The sequence below is a fragment of the Sulfurovum iocasae genome, assembly GCF_047716765.1.
In the GTDB taxonomy this organism is placed as follows: domain Bacteria; phylum Campylobacterota; class Campylobacteria; order Campylobacterales; family Sulfurovaceae; genus Sulfurovum.
Window position 1 is genome coordinate 1,900,684 of the sequence record NZ_CP180410.1, and the last position, 16,983, is coordinate 1,917,666.

General features: G+C 39.1%; 15 protein-coding genes. 9 read left to right on the top strand and 6 right to left on the bottom strand.

What is annotated here, in order from left to right; all coding sequences use genetic code 11:
- Window positions 1–67 precede the first annotated feature (67 nt).
- Window positions 68–1,090 (bottom strand): M24 family metallopeptidase, encoded by a 1,023-nt coding sequence (locus tag ACLHDG_RS09400; RefSeq protein WP_415405971.1) that lies wholly within the window; start codon window positions 1,088–1,090, stop codon window positions 68–70.
- A 161-nt stretch (window positions 1,091–1,251) separates the two neighbouring features.
- The gene (gene aroQ / locus ACLHDG_RS09405) at window positions 1,252–1,740 is read right to left on the bottom strand and encodes a type II 3-dehydroquinate dehydratase (RefSeq protein WP_415405972.1); all 489 of its coding nucleotides are present in this window, start codon (window positions 1,738–1,740) and stop codon (window positions 1,252–1,254) included.
- 152 nt (window positions 1,741–1,892) lie between these two features.
- Here aroQ and ACLHDG_RS09410 point away from each other — a divergent pair, with 152 nt between their 5' ends.
- A complete protein-coding gene (locus ACLHDG_RS09410; protein WP_415405973.1) occupies window positions 1,893–3,107 on the top strand; it encodes a metal-dependent hydrolase in 1,215 nt (404 codons plus the stop codon).
- On the top strand, window positions 3,100–3,954 hold the full coding sequence (sppA, locus tag ACLHDG_RS09415) for a signal peptide peptidase SppA (RefSeq protein WP_415405974.1): 855 nt from the start codon (window positions 3,100–3,102) through the stop codon (window positions 3,952–3,954). The genes ACLHDG_RS09410 and sppA overlap by 8 nt, the downstream gene beginning before the upstream one ends.
- On the opposite strand, the gene ACLHDG_RS09420 is transcribed toward sppA, so the two are convergent.
- The 4 genes from ACLHDG_RS09420 to ACLHDG_RS09435 are packed head-to-tail and all read right to left on the bottom strand — an operon-like array spanning window position 3,946 to window position 7,225.
- Window positions 3,946–5,148, bottom strand: a complete 1,203-nt coding sequence (locus tag ACLHDG_RS09420; protein ID WP_415405975.1) for a CAP domain-containing protein — start codon at window positions 5,146–5,148, stop codon at window positions 3,946–3,948. The two genes, sppA and ACLHDG_RS09420, sit on opposite strands and share 9 nt — an antisense overlap.
- A 10-nt stretch (window positions 5,149–5,158) precedes the next feature.
- On the bottom strand, window positions 5,159–6,412 hold the full coding sequence (locus tag ACLHDG_RS09425; RefSeq protein WP_415405976.1) for a PLP-dependent transferase: 1,254 nt from the start codon (window positions 6,410–6,412) through the stop codon (window positions 5,159–5,161).
- Window positions 6,413–6,420: 8 nt separating this feature from the next.
- Window positions 6,421–6,834, bottom strand: a complete 414-nt coding sequence (locus ACLHDG_RS09430; protein ID WP_415405977.1) for an RrF2 family transcriptional regulator — start codon at window positions 6,832–6,834, stop codon at window positions 6,421–6,423.
- Entirely contained in the window at window positions 6,815–7,225 is a 411-nt protein-coding gene (locus ACLHDG_RS09435; protein WP_415405978.1) for a DUF4395 domain-containing protein, read from the bottom strand. Before ACLHDG_RS09435 ends, ACLHDG_RS09430 begins: the two co-directional genes overlap by 20 nt.
- A 370-nt stretch (window positions 7,226–7,595) precedes the next feature.
- On the opposite strand from ACLHDG_RS09435, the gene ACLHDG_RS09440 reads away from it, so the two are divergent.
- The 7 genes from ACLHDG_RS09440 (at window position 7,596) to ACLHDG_RS09470 (ending at window position 16,473) form a co-directional block, all read left to right on the top strand.
- Complete coding sequence (locus ACLHDG_RS09440) at window positions 7,596–9,947, top strand: heavy metal translocating P-type ATPase (RefSeq protein ID WP_415405979.1); 2,352 nt, start codon at window positions 7,596–7,598, stop codon at window positions 9,945–9,947.
- A gap of 419 nt (window positions 9,948–10,366) precedes the next feature.
- Window positions 10,367–11,155 carry a 7-cyano-7-deazaguanine synthase gene (locus ACLHDG_RS09445; protein ID WP_415405980.1) on the top strand — a complete coding sequence of 263 codons (789 nt, stop codon included), beginning with the start codon at window positions 10,367–10,369 and terminating at the stop codon, window positions 11,153–11,155.
- A 245-nt stretch (window positions 11,156–11,400) separates the two neighbouring features.
- A complete protein-coding gene (locus ACLHDG_RS09450; protein WP_415405981.1) occupies window positions 11,401–11,532 on the top strand; it encodes a hypothetical protein in 132 nt (43 codons plus the stop codon).
- Between the two features lie 534 nt (window positions 11,533–12,066).
- Complete coding sequence (locus ACLHDG_RS09455) at window positions 12,067–12,279, top strand: hypothetical protein (RefSeq protein WP_415405982.1); 213 nt, start codon at window positions 12,067–12,069, stop codon at window positions 12,277–12,279.
- A gap of 413 nt (window positions 12,280–12,692) precedes the next feature.
- Window positions 12,693–13,661, top strand: coding sequence for an L-threonine 3-dehydrogenase (locus ACLHDG_RS09460; RefSeq protein ID WP_415405983.1), 969 nt, complete (start codon window positions 12,693–12,695; stop codon window positions 13,659–13,661).
- Window positions 13,662–13,816: 155 nt separating this feature from the next.
- Window positions 13,817–15,034 carry an aminotransferase class I/II-fold pyridoxal phosphate-dependent enzyme gene (locus ACLHDG_RS09465; protein ID WP_415405984.1) on the top strand — a complete coding sequence of 406 codons (1,218 nt, stop codon included), beginning with the start codon at window positions 13,817–13,819 and terminating at the stop codon, window positions 15,032–15,034.
- Window positions 15,035–15,315: 281 nt separating this feature from the next.
- Window positions 15,316–16,473 carry a transposase gene (locus tag ACLHDG_RS09470; protein WP_415405985.1) on the top strand — a complete coding sequence of 386 codons (1,158 nt, stop codon included), beginning with the start codon at window positions 15,316–15,318 and terminating at the stop codon, window positions 16,471–16,473.
- Window positions 16,474–16,983 lie beyond the last annotated feature (510 nt).

A 16,983-nucleotide genomic window follows, 5' to 3' on the forward strand; every position in this document is an offset into this window, starting at 1 on the left:
GGGTGTTGTCTCCTGACAACACTCTGTTGATATAATATACAATTTGGTGTTGTGAGGACACAACACCCTATAATACCACTGCTTTTCCATCTACCATTGCTACCATATCTTCGATACGTATACCAAACTCACCTGGTATGTAAATACCAGGCTCAATGGTATAAACCATACCATCTTCAATGATCGTATCTGATCTGCTTGAGATATATGGCATCTCATGGATATCCAGACCCACACCATGTCCTGTAGAGTGCACATAATACTCTCCAAACCCGGCTTTAGTGATAATGTCTCGCGTAAGCGCATCTACCTTTTTAGCTTTCATACCTGAACGTGCTTTAGCTATGGCATTATCATGTGCTTTAAGTACGGTATCATAGGCTTTTTGTATCTTTTTACTTTTAAACGTTTGTCTGGTTTCAAACTTAAAACCTTTTCCTACCTCCACCGTACGTGTACGGTCTGAACAGTAACGTTTATATTTTAATCCCGCATCTACAAGTAGTAAAAGGTCACCCTTTTTTAACTTCTTTTTAGTAGGCATAGCATGAGGTTTGGCTGCATTTGAATTGACAGCAACAATAGGGTCAAAACTCAATTCATACTTTCCAAAACTGCCCAAGATAGATTTTGCAGTATGGGTTAAAGCATACTCACTCTCTCCAAAACCGCTTTGATTAAACTCTTTAGCCAATGCGTTAAAGGCTTTAGCTCCAAGCTTTGCAGCTTTTGCTAAAATTTCCAACTCTTCATCACTTTTAATAATACGCTTTTTATGTGAAAAATCCAACTCTGCTTTGAAAGTGACTTTACATTGAGAAGTTATTTTCTCAAACCCTGCTACTGACCACTCTTTAGGATCAAAAACAACTTTTTTGACTTTGGCTTTTTTGAGTAACTTTACAGCTTCCCCATACAGGTCACCGTTGATTATCACTTTAGCACCCTTTACATTTTGTTCTGCATCAATAGTATAACGACTATCGGTGATAAAAAATGCTTCTGAGCCTAAACGTAGATAGAGTGCATTATCACAACTGTATCTACATTCATAATAAATAGCATTTTCATCTTTGAGCATGTAGTTCATATGGAACCTTTAAAGGGTATTGGACTTTCGTTCCCAAGATTCAGCTTGGGAATGCATATACGATGCTATTGCGTAAGGGAAGTATATTCCATTTGAATATCTATGCATTCCCATCGAGACGATGGGAACGAGGTTAACGGTAGCTGAGCTTGTCGAAGCTATTACGCTTGTGCTTGTACTTGTGCTTTTGCTTGCTGTGCTTGTTTCATCGCAGATACTTCAGAAAGTATCTGTGTCATGCCAACCATTGCCAAGTGGTAACCAAATGGTCCCATACCTATGATCTGTCCTGCACATACAGGTGCTATAAGTGACTTATGTCTAAATTCTTCTCTTTGGTGAATGTTTGAAAGATGTACTTCAAGTGTCGGAAGTTGCACTGCAGCAATAGCATCACGAATCGCGATAGACGTATGCGTATACGCCGCCGGGTTGATGATAATACCGTTAGCCTCACCGATACACTCTTGGATACGATCAACGATCTCACCTTCTAAGTTACTTTGGAAGAATTCAATTTCAATCTTATTTTGATCTGCAAATGATTTCATTTGTGAGTGAATATCTTCTAATTTCATTTGACCATAGATATTTTGTTCTCTAATACCTAGCATGTTTAAGTTTGGACCTTGGATTACTACAATTTTCATTTTCTACCTCATTTATATTATTTGGGTATTATTTTATCCAAATAGTATTAGTTTAAAATGAAATAATGTCTAAATCAGGGGACATTGGTTGACTTGCACAGCAAGTAAAACTGTGTCCTTCGTAAAACAAAACTTTTCCTGCGAGGATACACATGAACATAATAAATACTGACTATATCTATACCCCCAATGGTTTTATACAAAATCAAGCTGTTGCATTTACAGATACCATTCAAGATATAGATACGTTAGAGACACTTAAAAAGAAGTATCCAGATGCCAAAGTGATACAAACAGAAGCAAATTCCATACTCTACCCAGGCTTTATCAACACCCATGTACACCTGGAATTCTCAGCAAATAAAACTTCACTTCAATACGGCTCATTCATGCCTTGGCTTGACTCTGTCATTGAGCATCGTGATGACCTCATGGGTGCGTGTAATAATGCCGTGATGCAAAAAGAGTGTGAAGAGATGATGCGTTCAGGTATTACCACATTTGGAGCCATATCAAGTTTTGGTAATGAACTTGAAGTATGTGAAAAAACCCCACAACGTGTTGTTTTTTTCAATGAGCTCATCGGTTCCAATGCCATGTATGCAGATATGCTTTATGGTGATTTTATGGAGAGGGTCAAAGCATCACAAAGTTGTGAGGAAAGCTCTCGCATCACTCCTGCCGTTGCTATACACTCACCCTACTCTGTGCATCCCATCATTTTACAAAAAGCGGTTAATGTAGCCAAACAAAATAATCTGCCACTCTGCGCTCATTTTTTAGAGTCCCAGGCAGAACGGGAATGGCTTGAGTTAGGTTCTGGTGATTTTGAAGCATTTTTTGAGAAATACTTTAACACCTCAACACCTGTAACGAACGTCGAAGAGTTCATGCACGCTTTCGATACCTACCCGACACACTTCACACACTGTGTACAGGCTACAAAAGAAGAGTTAGACCACCTAACAGATAAAGGACACTCCATTGCCCACTGTCCTCGTTCAAACCGCTATTTAGGCTGTGGGAGACTTAAGATAGAAGATCTTAAACTTCCTTTCTCTATAGCCACTGATGGACTAAGTTCAAATGACTCTCTTAGTATCTTTGATGAGCTTAGAGCCACACTGATGCTGCATAATGACATTCCCATCCAAGAACTGGCGACACAGCTTCTAAAAACTGTCACTGCTGATGCAGCGGAAATACTTCACCTTAACTGTGGGAAGATAGAAGCAGGTAAATTAGCTGATTTTGCTGTAGTTACACTGCCGGAAGCACCTAAAAGAGAAGAAGAGTTAGCCCTTTGGACAATCTTGCATACCAAAGCGGTTTCACAAGTTTATATTCAAGGAGAACAATATGTTTAGTGCCATAGGAAAAACTATTAAATGGATAGGTCAACACTTTATGGGGATGCTCTTTTTACTCATTGTAGTTGTAGTTTTTATGCCAAAATCAGAAACGACACTTAACCCCGCCAATCTTCAGGAAATAGAACTACTGGGTCCTATAATGAGTGCTGATCTGGTCATAAAAGAGATAGAGAAAGCTCAAAAAGATCCAAAGATCAAAGGTGTACTTCTCAATGTGAACTCTCCAGGTGGTGCAGTGCCGCCATCCATCGAGATAGCCTATGCCATCAAAGAACTTAAAAAACATAAACCTGTCATAGCGTATGCCTCTGGTATCATGGCAAGCGGGAGCTACTATGCTTCCATCTATGCAAATAAGATCATTGCGAACCCCGGTTCTATTGTCGGTTCTATCGGAGTCATTATGCAAAGTGTTAATGCTGAGGAACTCATGAAGACCATAGGTGTTAAACCACAAACAGTGAAACAAGGTACCTACAAAGAAGCAGGGACTCCTACAAGAGAATGGACAGCAGAAGAGAGAGCCGAACTGGAAACACTTACAAAAGACACATATGATCTTTTCGTCAAAGATGTAGCCACTGCCAGAGGGTTAGACATCAATGCTTCAAAAAGCTATGCAGATGCACACATCTTCTCTTCTCAAAGAGCAAAAAGTGTAGGGCTCATAGATGAAGTAGGTGTCAAAAGCCAGGCTAAAACACAAGTGGCTGAACTTGCAAAGGTTGAGAAACCCGTATGGAAAGAGAAAGACAAGTTTGAGACTTTTATGGATAAGCTGGGTACTAAAAGTATTATGAAATTACAAAGTTATTTTTATGGGCTGAAAGCATCACTTTAAAATGACTTCTCTTGCACCTGCCTTTAAACTGTATCCTCTTGATGAGCGTTTATTTGGCATGGTAACTAAAAGTGTATTCTTGTCTAAATAAGTGGTATGCAATTTGCCGGTATATTTGATGCGACCCAGTACGTCTTTTTTAGTCCTGGGTTCAAAATAGAGAACTATTTTTTCTCCTCTCTTTACTTTTAACGTGGTTTTTTTCTTCGTTATTTTATAGAATGTCCCTTTAGGCTTTTTCGTTGTAAATTTCCAACTCTTTTTTACCCTCTTCCCATCAGCTACAGCTTCAAACTCTGCTCGATACGTTGTACCATACTCCAATCTCTTCAAAGGCATAAAGGCGAACTGCAATGGAGTGAAACGACGATTTTTATCATTTTTGTGTGTAAGCACTTTATGCTTTTTTATCTCTTTACCCTCTGCATCAAAAAGACGAAACTTTTTAAGCTTTACTTTTTTATAGAAAGCTGGGTTAAATTGTACAGAGACAGGATATCCACTTACTTTTGACCCAGGAAGAGGATGAGGATTTTCAGTGTAAAATACAGGGGAAACATTTGTAGCATTAGGATAAGGATAGAATATTATTTTACTATTTTTTTCTCTTATCTCATTTTGCTTTTTCTCAAACAGAATTTGAGGTACAATATTTGCACTATTTTTACATAGGTTTTGCATATAGTAGACATCGTCATGCATAACAAAAGAAGAGGTTTTACATAGCTTGGAGATAGCGGTAGAACCTAAATTATAAACAAACGAGGAAGTCACACTTTGCTTTTTTTTAGTAGAAGCACTGCCTATACCTATCTCATCCTTATCAAAATTCAAAAAAACAAAACGATGATAGATAGCTGCAAAAAGTGTATCTATGGATTTATGGGAAGTTTTTGTATTTACAGTGACATTTTCCATCACTGCTTTCGAGGCATATCCGGCATGTAAAACTCTGTCTGAAGGTGTTTTACCCGTATACCCACTCCAGCCTTTTTTCTCATAATGTCCAATTTTTTGCTGTCGTACAAGATAGTTGGCATGGGACGCAGCTGCTTTGTCCAGCTTCTTATTGGGTTTTAACTTTATAAGTCCTGCATCTTGACGAATACTATTTAGGTAGTTAAGTGCACTTTGATGCTCTTTTGCATCAAGTGTAGAAAATATAAGTAGAAGAGCAATGATGAAACGAAACACTAATGTATCCCTAGTTCTCATTTGCTGCTTGTAAAAAATCATCCGCGATCGTTTGTGGATCTTCCAATCCTATAGAAACACGGATAAGTCCTTCATGCACACCTAAAAACTTACGTGCTACCTCATCAAAATCACTGTAGATCGTACTGGTCATATGCAGGGCAAGCGTTCTGTTGTCTCCAATGTTAGCCGTTTGTGTTACCAATGTCAGCTTGTTCAATAAAGTAAATGCTTTCTCTTTGCTTCCACAGTCTAAAGTCAACAGTGGTCCACAGCCATGCTCAAAGTCAAGTTGATATCTTGCATAGTCTTCACTTTCAGGTAAAGAAGGATGGTTCACACTCACACCTTCAGGTAATTGTTCATCTAATATTTTTGCCACTTGTGCTACAGACTTATTGATGCGTTCTACACGCAAAGAGAGTGTTTCAAGCCCTAAAAGTGTCAAAAAGGAACCAAAGGCATTGGCTGTCATACCCATGTCTCTGATGGCACGTTTCTTACAGATAGGAATAAAAGCTTTCTTACCCATCTTTTTGACGATCTTATGCACATCTGCATATTTCTCGTTAAGTAGTTTATCACCCTCTTCTTTGACTGCTCTAAATACCGCTATACCACCAAGAGCAGCTGAGTGTCCACTCATGTTTTTAGTTGAAGAGTGTACTACAATGTCAGCACCCAGCTCTAATGGCTGTACGATAAGTGGCGTTGCGGTATTATCTACCACTAGCAGTGTTTCATACACATTACACAAGTCTACTATTCTTTTCATATCAGGCAGTCTAAGACTAGGGTTTCCTACACTCTCCATAATGACCATCTTAACCCCACACTTAAGTGTTGACTCGATGTATTCAAAATCATCTGTATCACAAAAACTATTTGTCACACCAAAACGTTTCATCGTTTCATTGATAAGCGTATAGGTTCCGCCAAAGAAGCCACCGATGCACAATACTTCATCTCCATTTTTTAAAAAGGCTGTCGTTACCATAGAGAGTGCTCCCATCCCTGAAGCAGTAGCGATGGCTCCCAAGCCACCTTCCATTTTAGCTACCACAGACTCCAGTTTTATATTGGTAGGGTTTCCCACTCTTGCATAAAGTGGTAAATTTACCTCACCAGCAAAGATAGCTTCTGCTTGCTCGGCATCTTCATATCCATATGCAGCGGAGGGAACGATAGTTGGCGCAATAGGTCCTACCTTGGAACCTACACTTTGTACTAGTAGTGTATTGTAGTAGTTAAAATCTTTGATCATTTCATGTCCTATATTGAATAATTCAGTGCTTGATTCGCTGTTTCCTGGTAATTTTTAAGTTCTGAAAGAGGAATATCAAAAACATTTAAAACACCTGCTCTTATATCTTCCCAAAAAAGTTTTAGTGTAGGATTATCTGTTCTACAGATCTCTGAGAGTGCATCCGTTTCCAGTATCATTATAACATCTTTAAGTGTGATATCTTTAAGCTTCTTAGCAAGTTTATACCCGCCGTATGCGCCTTTAACACTTGTCAAGACCCCTTGTTTTTTAAGCTCTAAAAGTATCTGTTCTAAAAAGTTTTGAGGGACAGAAGCACGTGCTGCGATCTCTTTGATCTTCAGTACTTCACCCCCTGGTAGGGAACCCAGTTCATGAAGTGCTGCAACAGCATAGATGGTTTTAGTAGAGATTCCTGTCATTCTTAGATACCTTAATCAATTGAATAACGTAGTATATCTTACATCCTATACAAAAGTCGAATAGTGTTTCAAGTAATGCACAAGTTAATAATACAACCGCTATAGGTGTAGCGATCTCAATCATTCCAGCGATATAAAACAGACTCAAAAAAAATGAAACTATTAGTCCCAGATATAAAGCAAAACGTTTAGGTGACTCATCACAGAACTTAGGTTCGGCACCCCATCCATTTAACATAAATTTTCCTACAGTATGGAAAGGGCTCAATCCTGTCATACGCAATGCACGTACTGAGAAATCAAATAACAGTACAAGAGCAAAAAGTTTCTCTTGTGTAAAAATAAGTACCAGTGTGAAAAGTACCACTTGAAAAGAGATGATTCTCATCATATTGGTATCAACTCTTTTTGTAGATATAGGGCATGAGGGAGACATCACTTTTCCTTTATTTATTTTTTAGCACCTCCAAAAACCCTAGAGGTTCACCACATTTTAGTTTTGACCTTAGCTTTTAACAATATAAGGAGGAGGAGTACACCTACTAAGGAAAACTAAAATGCCCTTGTCCAATGTGAATTATCTAGGGTTTTTAGAAGTGCTTTTTAATTATCATTCAATAATTATGGACACAGTTTAACCAAAAATAATTTTAATGTCAAGTAAATCTATAGGTTTTATTATATTTAAATAAGTTATCTATATATGCACAGTAACTGCACACTTGAGTGTTACCATAAATAAAAGCCTTGAAAGGACAATGATGGATACGACATATAAAGATATTGTTTGCGGTATGGATGTATCATCAGATACGCCTCACTTTACTACTCATCATGAAGAAAAATATTATTTTTGTTCTAAACATTGTTTAGATAAATTTGAAGCAGATCCTCAAAGCTATATCGAAAATCCTGATGATAAGCATTCTGCTCAGTGTACTATAGGCTGTGATCATCATACTGCTTCATATACACATCCTGTTGATGATAAAACAACTGCCATCTACACCTGTCCCATGCACCCGGAGATACAACAAAAAGGACCGGGCACCTGCCCTATATGTGGGATGGCACTTGAGCCGATGATGGCACAGATAGAGGACAGTAAAGATGAAGAGCTACATTATATGAACCGTAGGTTCTGGATAAGTGCTCTCCTTTCCATCCCTCTGTTTATTTTAGCCATGACAGCAGACTTACTGCCTTCCCTGCTTCCTTCATGGCTCTCCATGCAAACAGTACAGTGGATCTCATTTTTTCTTGCTACACCTGTAGTGCTTTGGGGAGGATGGCCATTTTTTGTAAGGGGTTGGAACTCTATAAGAACATGGAATCTCAATATGTTCACCCTTATTGCCCTAGGTGTATCTGTCGCATGGGTATATAGTGTTATAGCTCTCTTCTTCCCTCAACTTTTTCCCACCTCCATGCAAATGGATAGTGGTTTGATAGATGTCTATTTTGAGTCAGCAGCAGTGATAATCACACTGGTTCTACTGGGTCAAGTGCTTGAACTTCGTGCCCGATCACAGACCAACTCTGCCATCCAAATGTTACTTGGACTCGCTCCAAATACAGCTCGTATCGTAAGAGAAGATGGAATCGAAGAGGACATTGCTTTAGAAGAGGTGATAGTAGGCGATATTTTACGCATACGTCCGGGAGAAAAGGTACCTGTCGATGGTGTGGTCATAGAAGGAGAGAGTAACATTGACGAAGCCATGGTCACAGGTGAGCCTATAGCTGTTACAAAAAGAAAAGGTGACACACTCATAGGTGCTACGGTCAATACAACCGGTACACTACTCATGAGAACCCAGAAGATCGGTGCAGATACACTGCTTTCACAGATCGTAGATATGGTAGCCCAGGCACAACGTTCACGCGCTCCTATCCAAAAACTTGCAGATATAGTTGCCAGTTATTTTGTACCCATCGTGGTCATCATAGCAGTATTCGCATTTGCAGGATGGTGGATATGGGGACCGGAACCTCGTTTAGCCTACGCCATTGTCAGTGCAGTTGCTGTACTTATCATCGCTTGTCCATGTGCCTTGGGTCTTGCTACACCCGTCTCCATCATGGTAGGTACAGGTAGAGGAGCTGCTGCGGGGGTTCTCATTAAAAATGCTGAAGCCCTTGAGACACTGGAAAAAGTAGATACTTTGGTCGTAGACAAAACGGGTACTTTAACAGAAGGTCATCCTAAATTAGTCACCGTTGAAGTAAAAAAAGGTATAGATGAGAGCGAGCTTCTTCAGAAAGTAGCAACTCTGGAACGTTCAAGCGAACACCCTTTAGCCCAAGCTATCGTTGAAGGTGCGAAAGAGAGAAACCTGGAGCTTGGTAAAACAGCCGATTTCAGATCTATCACAGGTCAAGGGGCAACAGGTGTTGTAGATGGCGTTGAAGTGGCTATAGGAAATGTAAAATTATTGGAAAGTCTAGGTGTAGAAGCCTATGACCTACCCGACATAGCGGAACAATACAGGCAAGAGGGACAAACCGTCATGCTTATAGCTCTAGATGGAAAAGCAGCCGGTGTAGTCGGTGTAACAGATCCTATTAAAGATTCTACCCCAGAGGCTATAGCACAACTCCATGAACAAGGTATCAAGATAGTGATGCTTACAGGAGACAATGAAACAACCGCTCAGGCAGTGGCTAAAAAACTCAACATAGACCAGGTACAAGCCGAAGTCTCCCCTGAGGAAAAGTCAAAAGTAGTAGAATCCCTTCAGGCACAGGGACACCATGTTGCCATGGCAGGAGACGGCATTAACGATGCACCTGCTTTAGCAAGAGCCCATGTAGGTATCGCTATGGGTACAGGTACGGATGTGGCTATGGAAAGTGCAGGAGTAACGTTGATAAAAGGTGACCTTCTGGGCATAGTCAGAGCCATTAAACTAAGCCATGCCACTATGAGTAACATACGTCAAAACCTCTTCTTTGCATTTATCTATAACGCTATAGGTGTACCTATCGCAGCCGGTGTACTCTACCCTGTCTTTGGCATCTTACTCTCCCCTGTCATTGCTGCAGCAGCAATGAGTTTTTCTTCTGTTTCTGTTATAACAAACGCTTTGAGGCTTAGAAGGTTGGAACTTTAGGTTATTGTTAAACTGTGCAAATATCTACTATACTGACCTTCGGGTTATGAGCAACACAGATTCAATATTTTTTGACAGTCTAAGGAAATATGTTAATCGACTAGCAATGTTTCCTTATAAAACATGCCAATATGGTTGGTTTTATAAGGTTTTCTTTTTTCACTCTCTTAAATATAGTCAAAAGGTATCGCTACAACGATAAACATTATAAAATATGTTAGATTATAAGGTTTGCAGTATTATACATACAAGAGTCATTTTGGATTTTGAGTGTTGGATTAAAAAATAGATAATAAGCCCCTTCTAATTAAAGGAAGAGTAGACTTTATTACTGTCGTGCTTGTCACTGAACTAAGCATTTATAATCGAAAATAGTTTTAGTTTATATAGTTAAACACAAATACTCCAAGGAGACTTTTATGAAAGAAATACTCTCAGAGGATGAAAATGTTAAACTGCTATGGACAGGAGGTTGGGATTCTACCTTTCAACTTTTACGGTTATTGATTATTCATCGGCGTTCGGTCACTCCATTCTATCTGACTAACGCAAATCGCCGATCAGCTGATATGGAGATTCTAACAATGAAGCTTATTAGAGATCGCCTCTTGAAAGAATATCCATATACCCGTGAACTCCTTCAGCCTACCCAGTATTTCTTAGTGAAAGATATTTCCCCGGATTCCGAAATAACAGAAGCGTATCAGTCTCTCCGTAAAGAAAAATTTATGGGCATTCAATATGAATTTCTTCCTCGATTTTGCAAGGAGAAGGGAATCACTGATATACAGCTGTGTATACATCACGACGACAAAGCACACTTTGTAATTGAGCAGATTGTTTCTGAGAGCAATAGAGGCTTCCAAACTGTTTTCCACATTGATCAAAAATTTAAAGATATGAATGAATATGTACTTTTTCAATATTTTTCTTTTCCAATATTCAATCTGAGTAAGATCCAGATGTCTGAACTTGCAGATGAGCAGGGTTGGAAAAAGATAATGGGTATGACATGGTTTTGCCACAATCCGACAAAAAATATGAAACCCTGTGGAATATGTAACCCATGTCTATATACAATTGAAGAAGGTCTTGGCTGGCGAATTCCAATGAAAAGTCGGATAATCTCTTTCTTTTATAGAGAAATCATTTGGCCACTAAGATCGCTGGCAAAGACTGTACTTAGTAAAATTGGTCTACTTAAGTAGATTTAGAAAAATATCAGGGAGTTGCTCTTGGATAATTATCTTCAAAAGAGGGACTTAAAGATCTTTCTTGGCCATAGATAGTATACAAAAGCATCTCTATTTTCGCACCTATACAATCTCTATGCCCTCAAATGACTGATATGGAATGTGTTAAAAGTGATTATTAATATTATTGAACCCCTCAATTATTACATTTTAGGCTATTTTATAGTAATTATGCAGGTGCAAACCCTCCGGGTAATGGAATGGACTCAAACTGGCTTCCTGCTCCAGAAGGAATGTTCTCCTTGTATATTCGTGCCTATTGGGGGAAAGAAGCTATTTTGGATGGTTCATGGGTTCCTCCAGTTATTGAGCGTATAGAAAACACTAAATAAATTGGATTAGATTCAACTGGTTTCTCATAGAAAAGGAAGTAAATATCTTATTTGCAAAACCTTATAAAATATATAAATTTATAAGGTTTTCAAAATGTCTTGACAATGATCTATTTAAGTAGATCATTGTCCTCACTACAAGTCAATATCAACACTATATATAGTATTGTTCATCAGTACTCCATGAATAGATTCATGTCTATAATCATTATTCTTTTAAGATATTATTTATTCATTAATCATCTATTTTCCAATGATTTACTCTGAGGGTTTATAATACTCATAAGAAAGAGAGAATCTTTCAGAATGATGTTGAGAGCTTATTTTACTCCTTGTCCAAAATTGTAAACTCCTTGTTTGCTCTCAGCAATTGTAAACTCCTTAGAAAAGCAACTTTTTCATATAAATCTTCCTTGTTTTTTATATGATTTTTTTACTTATCGCTTCTTTTTTAATCATAAACAATGCTAGAATCTTGAAATATCACGTTATAATTTTTAAATTACAGATCTAAAAAGAAGGAGAGTGCCTAGTATGAGATCAACTTTTCGATGGATTATCACTCTTATTCTTATTGGTAGCATAGTTTACTTGACAGTCATGACAGAATTGGATCTTGAACAGTTTTTCAAATGGGAGATCATAGTTGCAGTAGTGTTGAGTATAGTAATATGGCTTATTTTTCAATGGCGTAGGACTATGCGTCTTAAAAAAACAAATGTACTTATTCAATTATTGGATGACTAATATATTGATGCGGTAAGCCTTTCTAATAAAGATCACAACTCTCCAGCACTCTTAATAATATCGATACCGAACTTATCCCTCAACTTCTGCATAGAAGATGTAAGCTTGAATTGCTTTATAAATTACGGTGTGGTTAGACAATATGATTGAGTCCTCGGGACTCGAATCAGCGTGGAAGGACGAGAAAAGGTGATAAAAGAGTGGAAAAGTAGCCTGTCCCATTATTCATTATTCTATCAGCTTCCACTTAAAGATTCTGTTTTTTGGATGTACAATGCAGCACAAGAGTCCATATCCTGCCCGCTTTTTTGTTTTAAGGAATTGATGAAAAAAATATAGTATATTAAAAAAGGGTAGTTTAGTCCTCCCAAGTTGGTAAGACAAAAAAATATTATTATTCAACAGGATAAAAGATGAAAAGGATATTAGTCACCGGTGCAACAGGTCAGATTGGCTCTGAGCTCGTCCCTGTTCTCAGAGATAAATATGGCAGTGACAATGTCGTTGCTGCGGGACACCGTCAAAAGCCGGAAGATGAATTTATTGATTCTGGCCCCTATGCGACCATTGAAACGACAGATACCGAATCCATCTCAGTGCTTGTAAAAAAATACAGAATTGATACCATCTATCATCTTGCAGCGCTTCTTTCGGCAAAAGCGGAAGAGAATCCCCAACTTGCCTGGCATATCAATATGAACGGGCTCCAGACAGTTCTCGAAGTTGCCCGCCACCATCACTGCGCTCTCTTTTTCCCTAGCTCCATCGGGGCCTTCGGGCCATCCACACCACCGGACAACACCCCTCAGGTGATAGTCCAGCGTCCCAATACGCTTTACGGTATTACAAAAGTAGCTGGTGAACTGCTTTGCGACTATTACTTTAAAAAGTATAATGTTGATGCCCGCGGAGTTCGCTTCCCCGGCTTGATCTCCTATAAAACGCTGCCAGGCGGAGGAACAACCGATTATGCCGTTGAAATCTTCTATGCTGCCGTAAAAAATGAACCGTACCGATGCTTTCTGAAAGAAGGAACTCGTCTGGACATGATGTATATGCCCGATGCCATTCGGGCGGCCATTGAGCTGATGGAAGCGGATGCGAGGTTTCTAACCCACCGTAATGCCTATAATATAACGGCCATGAGTTTTACACCGGACCAATTATATGCTTCAATTAAAAAAGAGCTACCCGGTTTCAGCATGACCTACGAAGTCGACCCCCTAAGGCAGGCAATCGCCGACAGCTGGCCTCATAAAATGGATGACAGTGCAGCAAGAGCCGAATGGGGCTGGCAGCCGGAATATGATATTGAATCGATGACGAAGGATATGATTGAAAAGTTGAGAGAGAAAATCGTGATGAGTATGAGTGATGAGTAAAAAATTTTAGCCACAGATGAACACAGAATGACACTGAAAAAAATCCTGAAAATTCTGTAACCCTGTCAAATAATTCTTTGCACTCTTGGCACCCACAGGGCATAAACGCCTTTGCGAGAGGCATCCATATCTGGGCAAATTAAAGGAGGTATCCAATGTCACTTGAAAAGCTTGAAATTCCTTTAATGCAACAGCTTGAAGTAATAGATTCAAAGGGCATCAGCAAACGGCATGAAAAGATCATCACCGGGATCAAGGGAGCCGAAGGTGGTTTCGGACCGAGGATTTACCTTGCCGGGGAAGGAGATAAGCCCTTCCTGCAGATGAATTCCAACAGCTACCTAGGCTTATCAATAGAGAAAGATGTCATTCAAGCGGAAGAGGAGGCATCACATCAATTCGGTACCGGGCCGGGTGCCGTTCGTTTTATCAGCGGCACCTTTGAGCCTCATGTGACACTCGAAAAGAAACTGGCCGCCTTCCACGGCAGAGAAACGGCAATGATTTTCAGCGCCGCCTATTCTGCCGTTATGGGCGTCCTCCCACAGCTTATTACGGAAGAAACGGTTGTCATCAGTGATGAACTGAACCACAACTGTATCATCAACGCTATCCGGCTGGCACGCCCCGCTGAAAAAGCGGTATACAGGCACCTTGATATGGAAGATCTTGAAGCTGCCATCAAGCGATACTCCGGTAAATGCAGACGGATGATTGTCGTTACCGACGGTATCTTCAGCATGCGGGGAGACCATGCGCCCCTTGATGAGATCATTGGGATCTGCAAAAAACATGAAGAAAAGTTTGAAGAAGGGATCATTACTGTTGTCGATGACTCACACGGTGTCGGAGCCTTCGGTAAAACCGGTCGGGGAATAGAGGAAGTTACCAGTGCAAAAGTCGATATCCACATTGCAACCCTCGGAAAGGCCCTCGGCGTCAATGGCGGCTATGTGGTTTCCAGTGAAACCGTCATTAATTACCTGAGAGAGACGGCCCCCTTTTACATCTATTCCAATCCCATTACTCCCTCTGAAGCAGCAGCGGCCATTAAGTCTCTTGATATCCTCGACAGCCCCCGGGGGCTGAAGTTACTGGAAAAGCTTCGCACACTCACCCGGAGGCTTGAAGAGGGTCTAAAGGATCTCGGTTATGAAACCATCCCCGGAGAGCATCCCATTGTGCCTCTTATGATAAGGGACACCGAAAAGACTTCCAGACTTGTGAAGCATCTTTTTGAGAATGGCATTCTCGCCACAGGCCTTAACTTTCCCGTGGTTCCAAAGGGTGATGAGGAGATCAGGTTTCAGGTTTCCGCCAATCATACAGAAAAAGATATCGATTATTTGTTGGGAGTTTTGAAGAGTTCTTAGGAACCGCAGAGGCACAGAGGGAAAGAAGAATATTGACAGGATTCATAGGATATAAAGGATAAGAAGTTTCAATAACTTCTTCCTCTGGCAAAAATGGGGACAGGCAGAATAAAAATTAATGAGACTACCGTTATTTACTAAAAACCTTATAAAATAGAGCCACTTGCAGATTCCAACAAAAGTTTGATTATTAAGAGTATAACGCAGAAAAAAAGCTGATTCTGATTTCAAAAGGTTATAATTTTTTACCACAAAAATCTAACAAAAAAAAGAGTCAGCTTATGAAAAAAATTATACCTTCACTTTCAAAAATGTGGCTTAAAGTCATTAATTTAGAGCAGAGTCTTTTTCCCAAACTACAAGAGTCTATAGGGTTGTTAAGTCCTAAAGAGGAAAAGCTGATAAAGATCCTTGACTTTGCAGAAATAGAAAGGTTTGTCTCTACTGTACAAATTACCAATCCACCTAAAGACAGAGAAGAGATGGCACGTGCCTTTGTTGCTAAACAAGTCTATAATTTCCAGACTACAAGTGCCTTAATAGACAGATTAAAAATTGATAGAACATTAAGAGTCATATGCGGATGGAGAGATAAGAATAAGATTCCCAGTGAATCTAAATTCAGCCGGGTCTTTAAAGAATTTAGTCAACAATGTATTGCAAACAAAGCCCATGATGTTTTTATAGCGAATTATTTGAGTGAGACACTTTTCTTTTATAGCAGTATCGATTCCACAGCCATAGAACTTAGACAAAAGTCTGTGAAGAGTAAAAAAGAAATCAAGCCTAAACGAAGACAGGGACGTCCAAAGAAAGGTGAAGAACTTCCTCCTAAAAAACCAAGCATTTTACAACAGCAGGAGAAAATGACTGAAGTAGAAGAGATGTTATCTCTCATAGGAACAGAGTGTAATACCAGTATCAAGCAAAATTCAAAAGGAAACCGACACAAATGGACAGGAGGTAAACTTCATCTCTCAGTAGTAGATGGAGATATTCCTATCACAGCTATCTATTCCTCAGCATCTGTACATGATAGTTCATTGGCATTACCACTCATTAAACAGAGTAGTGAAAAAGTAAACTATTTGTATGATCTGGCTGATGCAGCCTATGACACCAGTATCATAAGGAATTATTCTACAAAACAAAATCACAGACCCATTATTGATATTAATCCCAAGAATTCAAAAAAGCTGAAAGAGAAAATAGCTTTAAGTAAAAGTGAAAAAAAGATATTAAGCTCACTTAAACTCTATAATGATTCAGATGATCTGCACTACAACCAACGAAGCAGTGTTGAAAGAGTCAATGCTTATTTGAAAGACAGCTATGGATGCAGTAAGATCTATTATCAGGGAGCCCAGAAGGTAGCTTCGGTGTTAGCCTTTGCAGTGTTGTCTGTCTGCATCACTCAGTCTTTGAAGCTTGTTACTTAGCTTTGTCTAAATAGCAGAGTCAAAACACCATCTTCCTAAACTCAAACCATAAAGCACGTAGTCAAAATAGGTTTTTTAGCAGTTTTTAGCTTTTTAGTTGTAAATAATCTCATAGACGACTTTTTTCATTAGGGCTCAATAGTTGATTATGGATTATGGGGAATTAGCCACTTTGAGATGTTTAATTTGCAAGTGGCTCAAATATATAACTTTATAAGGTTTTCATTTTTAAAGAATCCCCATTATGTAAACCACCAAACCTCGTAAACAAGGCACTTTAAGTTTAAACAGGATTTCTCTAACCTTAAAGCAAAAATCTATGTCCCGTATTTGCTCACTTTCTCATTTAAGTATTGAATATTTTAGCTCAAACCTTAAATAATAATATCCCTTTGCTTTTTAAGGATTTAATTCCTAATATACTAGACTGACTTATATATATTTTAACTCGTTACATATTGAGAGATATAGAACTAGAATTGACCTACACACACTTTACACATCAATTTA